This window comes from Rhodococcus sp. G-MC3, assembly GCF_030063335.1.
Lineage (GTDB): Bacteria > Actinomycetota > Actinomycetes > Mycobacteriales > Mycobacteriaceae > Rhodococcoides.
Map to the genome: position 1 here is coordinate 1 of NZ_JASISW010000062.1, position 3,349 is coordinate 3,349.

At 64.5% G+C, this 3,349-nt stretch carries 3 protein-coding genes; all 3 read right to left on the bottom strand.

Translation table 11 applies throughout. The annotated features are described in order from the left end of the window. Positions 1-177 precede the first annotated feature (177 nt). Genes QMK17_RS26035 through QMK17_RS26045 form a run of 3 tightly spaced genes read right to left on the bottom strand, consistent with a single transcriptional unit; the run spans position 178 to position 3,189 of the window. Positions 178-651 carry a DUF4383 domain-containing protein gene (locus QMK17_RS26035; RefSeq protein WP_283512179.1) on the bottom strand — a complete coding sequence of 158 codons (474 nt, stop codon included), beginning with the start codon at positions 649-651 and terminating at the stop codon, positions 178-180. Beyond that, positions 648-1,529, bottom strand: a complete 882-nt coding sequence (locus QMK17_RS26040) for an MBL fold metallo-hydrolase (RefSeq protein ID WP_283512180.1) — start codon at positions 1,527-1,529, stop codon at positions 648-650. The genes QMK17_RS26035 and QMK17_RS26040 overlap by 4 nt, the downstream gene beginning before the upstream one ends. Positions 1,530-1,578: 49 nt before the next feature. Further along, a complete protein-coding gene (locus QMK17_RS26045; protein WP_283512181.1) occupies positions 1,579-3,189 on the bottom strand; it encodes an MFS transporter in 1,611 nt (536 codons plus the stop codon). Between the last annotated feature and the right edge of the window lie 160 nt (positions 3,190-3,349).

Below are 3,349 nucleotides of genomic sequence, written 5' to 3' on the forward strand. Positions count from 1 at the left end.
AAGGCACGATGGGCAATGAGGTGGAAGCCCGCGCTCAACGCGTTCGCGATCACCTTCGAAGGACGCATCACCCCGAACGGTAACTAACCGACGCCAAGGTCGGATCAACCGTTAATCGGACACTCCCGGGACGCCCGGAATCGAAAGGTGGTGCGGGATTGTGATGAGCGATCTCAGTCACGCGGGCACTCGCCGTGACGCGTTGGTGCGCGGGGTGAGCGCAGCGATGATGGCCATGACCATGGTGGCGCCTTCGATTACGTGGACCCAGCTGCCGAATGCGTCGACCGCGATCATGCCGCAGACGCTGGTACCGCTGACCACACCGACCATTCCGACCGGGATGTAGATGGCGGCGATGATCGTGGCGTAGCTGATTGCACCGGTCCGGGTGCGGACCAGGATCAGCCCTAGTCCGCCGGTGATCAGATGGAACATCGCATGCCACCCATTGACGGTGACCGGGATGAACCCGAACAGCTCAATGGAACGCGACCCCATGGGGTGCATCGAGAAGTCGGAATTGACGAGCAGCCCTATCGGGCCTTGCAGGAACAGCCAGAATGCCAACACGGACGCGGCAATTTGCGTGGGTGATTCGCGGATGCGGGCGAGGTAGCGGTTTGCCGAGTCGCGTACCAGCGTCATCATGCGGTCGTCCCAGTGTGGGAGTCGGGTGCGCTCGGTGGCGAATTTTGTTGTCGCCGAATCGATTGAGCGAGGTCGTGCGGATCGTGCGCGCAGATGACGTCGACATCGTCGCGGGTAGCTACCTCACGTAGTCGGGAGAGGTTGTCGAGGCGGCTGTTGCGGTCGACCTGTACGAGGACTTGGAACGCAGCGAGCAGCGGCGGGCAGGATGGGTGGGCGTCGAGTTGGGTGTGGGAGAAGTAGCTGTCGCCGGCGTGCAACAACCAGCGCGGCGCGTCGTGGCTTCCGGTGTCGATCGCGATCCCGCAGTGACCGCGGGTATGACCCGGCAGCGGCACCGCCACGATGGTGGAGGGGAGCCCCGAAAGCTCGCGCACCCCGGTGAAGCCGAACCAGCGCTGTCCGCCGTCGCTGTGTTCGACCCAAGCCGGTTTGTGGTCGAACTGGCTGCCGACGTAGCGGCGTCGTGCGGTCAGGTTTTCGGGGTGACGCGCGGCGGATAGTTCGGTCGCGCTGACGTGCACCCTGGCGTGCGGGAAGTCGCGTAGCCCGCCGGCGTGGTCGAGGTCGAGATGGGTGAGCACGATGTGACGGACATCGTCGAGTGAGTAGCCGAGCTGCGTGATCTGATGCGCTGCGGTCTCTTCGAGGAGCAGGCTCGGGCGCAGGGCGGGGACGAACGGGAAGTGCAGACTCTGTTTGGGGGCGATGACGTCGTGTCGGCCGAGTCCGGTGTCGACGAGGACGAGTCCGGCGTCGGTTTCGAGCAACAGGCAGTGAGTGACCATGGGCGCGGGTCCGAACCCGCGGTGCCGCTCCGAGATCAGTCGTCCCCCGAGTGGGGCGAAGGTGGCGCAGTTGAGATGGTGAATTCGCATGGTGTCCTGTCCGATTCGGTAGTTCGATGTAATCGACTGTGTATGAACGCTATTCGGGCGTAGATCGCCAGCGAAGGGCGATGAAGGATATGACTGCGGCTACGGCGGCAGCACCGGCACCGACACTCATGACCGTCCCCAGACCGGAACTGGTCGTGGTGAGTGCGACATCGGCGAGCGCCGGTTTGGCCATCTCGAACTGTGCAGGTACGGCGTCGAGGATTCGCAGACCGGCACCAGCACCCAGGGCTTCGGTCAACGCTGCGCCCTGCTCGGGTAGCACCGCGACACTGAGGGTGCCGACGGGCAGGTGGCCCAGCATCGGCTCCGCAGCCGCGACAACTGTGCGGGTGAACATCGCGCCGAGTCCGGCGACTCCGACGGCGATGCCGATTTGGCGGGCAGAGTTGATCATCCCGGTTGCCATTCCGGAGCGGCTCTCGGTGACGGATCCGAGCGCGAACTGCGCGGTCAGCGCGATCGCGGCACCCAACCCGAGCCCGGCGAGAACAAGGCCGGGGATGAATTCGACCCAGGATGCGTGGGCGCCGACCCGGCTGCACAGTTCCATCCCGGCCGCGATCGAGACCAGTGACAGCGGGATCGACCAGCGCGCCGCAACGCGGTGGTGCGTCAACGCTGCGATCGGAGCGCTGACAAGGCCTGCGAGAGTCAGCGGCAGGATCCGCAACCCCGCTTGCAGCGGTGTGAAGTCCAGTGCGTTCATCAGATAGAGGGCGAAATAGTTCGTCGCCGCGATGAGCGTCGCCGCGCTGCAGAAGGCGCAGATCACGAGGCTGCCGAATGCCGGTCGCAGCAGTAGGCGCAAGTCGAGCATCGGATGCGCGGATCGAAGCTGCCATGCCGTGAATCCGGTCAAACTCGACCCCGCGGTGACGGCGAGCGCCAGTACCCCCGGGGACTGCCAACCCCAGGTGTTGCCTTCGATGAGGGCCAGCACGCCGGTGAACAGTCCGGTGGTGAGCAATGCGGTACCGGCCCAGTCGACAGGCTCCCCGGATGCGTCGACCGACTCACCGATGCGCTTGGTGGCGAAAACGAATGTGATGACGCCGACCGGAAGATTGATCAGGAAGATCGATTGCCACCCAAGCGCGTCGACCAGTGCGCCACCGACGAGGGGCCCGAGCGCAGTCGCGCTCGCCAGCACCGCACCGTAAATTCCGATCGCTCGCGCACGACGGTGCGCCTCGGGGAACTCGGCCGCGATCAATGGCAATGACACCCCGAGCAGCAGCGCTGCGCCAATGCCCTGCACGGAACGCGACGCATTGAGCCATGAAATATCAGCGGCTACAGCGCAACCCGCCGAGGCGATCGTGAAGATCACGATTCCGGCGAGGAACAATCGCCGACGACCGATCCGATCTCCCAGCGTCGCAGTCGTCATCAGCAAGGCCGCGACCGGCAGCGTGTAGGCGTCGATGACCCACTGCAGACCGCTCAGCGACGTGCGGAACGAGGCCTGGATGCTCGGCAACGCGGCCGCCACGATCGTCATGTCCAGCATCAGCATGAACACCGCGCCGCACACGATCGCAAGCGTCCACCATGACCGTGCACGGACTGATCCCACGACCGCCGTCTGCAGCAACGCGGGCCGAGCGCCGGAGGATTCGTCGGCGAGTCCCTGGGGCATGAATGAAACTCCTAGCCGTATGTCGAGCGCGCGAATGGAATGAAGTGCTGACCTGTTCAACCCAACACACCGAAGGGCATTCGAGACAGTTTGAGCCTCGTTGTCTCAGAGGCTAGCATTGCGGGGACAGAATCGACAAGAAGTGGCCATGGACGTGGGT